Raw genomic sequence first — 481 nt, forward strand, 5'->3', positions numbered from 1 at the left:
GCTTGCACGACATCCGCGCGGCCGGCTCGCGCCCCCTCATGGGCGCTGGTATGGACGAGTTCATCCAGAACGATCAGATCGCCCTTCTGGGGCAGGGTCGTGAGCACGGCGAAATTGGCGACATAACCGCCGCCGAAGAACAGCGCGCGCTCGGCGCCGAAGAAGCCGGCCGCCTTGGCTTCGAGGGCCTCGTGCTCAGGCGTGTTGCCTCGCAGGAGCCGCGACCCTGTCGCCCCGACAGGCGTGCCTGCCGCGAGTGCCGCGGCGACCGCCTCGGCCATGCGCTTGGAGCGCGCGAGGCCGAGATAGTCGTTGGAGGCGAAGTCGAGCCCAGCGCGACCGCTCAGGGCCCGCAAACGGTTCTTGCGGGCGAGCCCGCTCAAGGTCGCCCTGTAGCGGTCGAGCAAGCCACTGCCGTTCACAAGGCCTCACGCGCAAATGGCTTGATGCCCAGCCGGCGAAACAGTGCGCTGTCCATGTC

General features: G+C 68.6%; 1 protein-coding gene. It reads right to left on the reverse strand.

The annotated features are described in order from the left end of the window. Positions 1 to 422, reverse strand: a 422-nt coding sequence (locus EN780_RS37545) for an aminotransferase class I/II-fold pyridoxal phosphate-dependent enzyme (RefSeq protein ID WP_128276656.1), incomplete at its 3' end; no start/stop codon positions are given. Positions 423 to 481 lie beyond the last annotated feature (59 nt).

The organism is Mesorhizobium sp. M4B.F.Ca.ET.089.01.1.1, assembly GCF_004022605.1.
Taxonomy (GTDB): domain Bacteria; phylum Pseudomonadota; class Alphaproteobacteria; order Rhizobiales; family Rhizobiaceae; genus Mesorhizobium; species Mesorhizobium abyssinicae.